Annotated in this window: 7 protein-coding genes; 4 read left to right on the forward strand and 3 right to left on the reverse strand. The window is 39.5% G+C overall.

The genetic code is table 11. The annotated features are described in order from the left end of the window. From IQR33_RS15185 to IQR33_RS15195, 3 genes are all read right to left on the reverse strand, one after another. Nucleotides 1–185: hypothetical protein (locus tag IQR33_RS15185; protein WP_193843799.1), on the reverse strand; the 185-nt coding region annotated here is incomplete at its 3' end. Next, nucleotides 182–634, reverse strand: a complete 453-nt coding sequence (locus tag IQR33_RS15190; RefSeq protein WP_025501770.1) for a YmfL family putative regulatory protein — start codon at nucleotides 632–634, stop codon at nucleotides 182–184. The genes IQR33_RS15185 and IQR33_RS15190, both read right to left, overlap by 4 nt. After that, on the reverse strand, nucleotides 624–890 hold the full coding sequence (locus IQR33_RS15195) for a helix-turn-helix transcriptional regulator (protein WP_172563578.1): 267 nt from the start codon (nucleotides 888–890) through the stop codon (nucleotides 624–626). Before IQR33_RS15195 ends, IQR33_RS15190 begins: the two co-directional genes overlap by 11 nt. Nucleotides 891–998: 108 nt before the next feature. Between IQR33_RS15195 and IQR33_RS15200 the strand changes: the two genes are divergently transcribed. From IQR33_RS15200 to IQR33_RS15215, 4 genes are all read left to right on the forward strand, one after another. After that, nucleotides 999–1,664, forward strand: a complete 666-nt coding sequence (locus IQR33_RS15200) for a LexA family protein (RefSeq protein ID WP_193843800.1) — start codon at nucleotides 999–1,001, stop codon at nucleotides 1,662–1,664. Between the two features lie 9 nt (nucleotides 1,665–1,673). After that, a complete protein-coding gene (locus IQR33_RS15205) occupies nucleotides 1,674–1,883 on the forward strand; it encodes a hypothetical protein (protein ID WP_193843801.1) in 210 nt (69 codons plus the stop codon). Nucleotides 1,884–2,189: 306 nt separating this feature from the next. Next, entirely contained in the window at nucleotides 2,190–2,996 is an 807-nt protein-coding gene (locus IQR33_RS15210) for a protein kinase family protein (protein ID WP_193843802.1), read from the forward strand. Continuing rightward, nucleotides 2,997–3,626: PP2C family protein-serine/threonine phosphatase (locus IQR33_RS15215; RefSeq protein ID WP_193843803.1), on the forward strand; the 630-nt coding region annotated here is incomplete at its 3' end.

The raw sequence follows: 3,626 nt of genomic DNA on the forward strand, positions 1-3,626 counted from the left end.
CCGCGGTTTAAAGCCACTTCCTCATCTATTACTCGTAATCGACGTTCGCACTTTGCTTTCAACAGTTGGATTTGTTCACGTTCGTAAGCTTCTGAAGATTGGCCTTGCGCCACCATTAGCTTTGCCGAGCTGCAGGTGATGTCTGCCATCTGTGAAACGGTTTGCCAAAATATTTCTGTTTTCATACAACCTCCGCATACAACGCATCGAGCTTCAACATGAAAGCTTCGAAAGTCGCGTGATATTCCGCTTTTAATTGAGCGATGAGCGCACGTTCGCGAGCATCAAACACACCATCCGCTTTCGCTTCTTCAATGGTTTTATCCAAAAGCCCTTTCACAGCATTAAGGTGTAAATGGCAATCGAACATATCCACGGTATCCAGTTCAGCGACATCAGGTTGCTCTACCACCATGCAATTAACACGGTTAGCAAAGTACTCTGCTACATATGGGGTGTTGGTTAGCTCCGCCATTTCCACCAGCTCATCAACACTAAAAAAGCGAGAACCCTTCTTCTCGTATAGGTGATTGTTAAAACTATCGATCGACATACCAAGAACTGCAGCAACCGCCTCTTTACCACCAGTGACGCCTGCAATGGTTTTATTCACCATCTCTTTCTTATTCACCATTTGCTCCTTTGATTGGTGGTTTAACTTCTTGCCCTTCTGTTCCACAATCTTCTTGCGGATCAGGGAATACATCTTCGAACTTGCAATCAGCCCCCAATGAATTCAAAGCGTTCACAATTCGCCAACCAAGGACGGTATCAACCGTTCTATTCCCATTTTCATAATGATTAACAGCGCTTTGGGATACGCCTACCTTTTTTGCAAGAGCTTGTTGTGTAACTCCTAGCTCACCACGAATAGCTTTTAAATTCGACATAATGCCCCCTTAACAAGAACAAATATTACATTATGGAATTTATTTAAACAACAAATATTACGATATGGATATTTATCTAGTTATTACAATGAGTAATAATCTTTAACTATGAAAATGAATTGGAATGACCTAGTAAAAGCTAGGATGAAAGAAGTTGGAATCACTCAGAACGCTCTTGCAGAAATGATGGGAGTATCTCAGAGTGCGATAGCTCATTGGCTCAGCAAAAACAGAGAGCCAAGTATCGAGAACGTTGCTGCTATTATGAAGTGTGTTGGCTTAACTCATATGACGCTTGATTCGGAGGGTTTTATTGACTACCCAGATGACAGCATTGCCAATGTAACGAAGCTCGATATACAACCTACCTACCAAAAGTCCTTCCCAGTCCTTAGTTCAGTTCAAGCAGGGCAATGGCACGAAGCCATCGAGCCCTATTCAATAGAAGAAATCAGCGAGTGGTACCCTACAACAGAGCGTTGCAGTGAACGATGCTTCTGGTTGACTGTTCAAGGTGATTCAATGACATCACCAACAGGAGTGAGCTTCCCTGAGGGGACTATGGTGCTGGTGGACACTGAAGTCGACGCAGAGAACGGTAAGCTGGTGGTTGCAAAACTCACTGACGTAAACGAAGCTACTTTCAAAAAATTCATTATCGATAGTGGCCAGAAGTATTTAAAGGCTCTTAATCCAGCGTTTCCGATTCTGCCAATCAATGGCAACTGTAAGATTATCGGTGTTGTGATCGACGCTAAACTCAAACTCTTTTAAGGAGCAGTAATGAACGTAGTAAAAATTCTTCTCGCATTCGTGATGCTTGGAATTGTAGCTATCCTCTCGTTTCTATTTGGTATAGCTGGATTTGTCGTGGCACTAGGCATGTCGATTGTTGTATCAATGATGCTTTCTAGAATGGAAAGGGAAAAGCTCGAAAAGCAACGACATGAAGAACTGCTAGAAGCAAGCAGAAGTAATCGTCAAGTAGATTAAAATCTACGAATATAACCCTCTATGTTGAAGAGGACTTTAAATTGTTACTCAATTACAGTCCCACAATGAACTGGCACTCATTCTTAGAGAGGATGCTGATTTTAGTCGGTCCAGAAGGCGATTAAAGTAATGATAACTTTGTAGTGGCTTACTGCAAAAGTAAACATATGGCGACAATCAAAATCAGTATAGAACCAGAAGGTACATTTTTAGTACCACTCAACCCTGATAGCGCATCAATATTGCTGAGGAGATCCGTGAGATTGCTATCTTTGTGATTGATGCTAAATAGAAGTTGTTTTGATAATGAAAAATAATATTACGAATGAATTAGATGGCTACAGAATATTAGTTCTAAATAAGCTGGGGGCTGGCGGCTTTGGTATGGTTCATAAGGTTTTTGCCTACGGAGATGAATCTCCATTGACAAGACTTTGTGCTAGGAAAGTATTTTCTCCATCAGATAATAATAATAATACTGAATTAAAGGAGATAGCTGCATTAGAAGAAAGGTTCTCACTAGAGGCAAGAATTCAATGTGAGCTAAGCCAAAAGCATCCACAACATATAGCCCCTATAATACATCTCGAGCTAGATAATAATCCGCCCTCTTTTTTTATGAAGCTAGCTAAGAGCAATTTAGAGGATATGATCTCTAGCGGTATGGATGAACATCAAAAGCAAAAAGCAGTGTTTGACATCCTCAATGCAGTAAAAGTTATACATGACAATAACTACCTACATAGAGATATAAAACCTGCCAACATATTGTTTTATCCCGACTTCACCTTTAAGATTTCTGATTTTGGTCTAGTTAAAGATCTTGACGAGGATAGAGCGACTCTTCAAACGGATATTAGAATCGGCGGCATGGGCACTGGTAGGTACTTGGACAAAGAGGTTGCAGATAATAGGGTGCCATTCACTGTTCAAAGTGATATTTATTCAATTGGTCAGGTCATATATGATATATATGGTGGAAGAAATGCTCCCGATCAAATTAAACAAGTCTGTGAAAAATGTATAACGTATTTTCAGGAAGACCGATATAATAGTATCGATGATCTAATGGATGCTTTCGGTAAGGCTGTAACAAAAATGGAGTGCAATTAAATGATTCAGATATTAGAGGCAAGTAGCTTTAGCTATCCAAAGCCAATGAAGTATGAAAATGAAGATTTTTTATTGCAGCCTACTTATGACAATCAATACAATCTTGTATTTGCTATTGCTGATGGTGTTGGCTCTACCGACGGCGCAAGTAATGCTTCAAAATGCGCTATTAAATCGATTGAAAAATTGATAAAAGAAGATTCTTTTTCAATCGAGGCAGCACTTCTTCTAGCAAAAAATGATATTGATATTTTGTCGGCTACTGATAGCAACCTTGCCAGATCTGCGACAACATTAACAATTGTTCAGGTAACAAAAAAAGAAATTATAATTGGTCACACCGGAGATTGCAGAGTCTATGTTAAGAAAGGAAGAAAACTCAAGCAGTTAACAAAAGACCATACTCGATATCAAGAGATGATAGATGAAGGTGAGCAGCCAATTAAGAAAATAAATGAGCGAAAAGAAAGGTTATCCAGCATTATAACAAAAGCGATATCACCTCAAATTGAGCTGGACTACGAAATAACAATTACATCAATAGATGAATATATTGAAGATGGAACCTTGTTATTCTCTCTTATGTCTGACGGTGCTTATGATTATTGGCATCAGCGACCAAGGTTTTCA

Source organism: Vibrio sp. OPT46 (assembly GCF_015163535.1).
Classification (GTDB): Bacteria; Pseudomonadota; Gammaproteobacteria; order Enterobacterales; family Vibrionaceae; genus Vibrio; species Vibrio alginolyticus.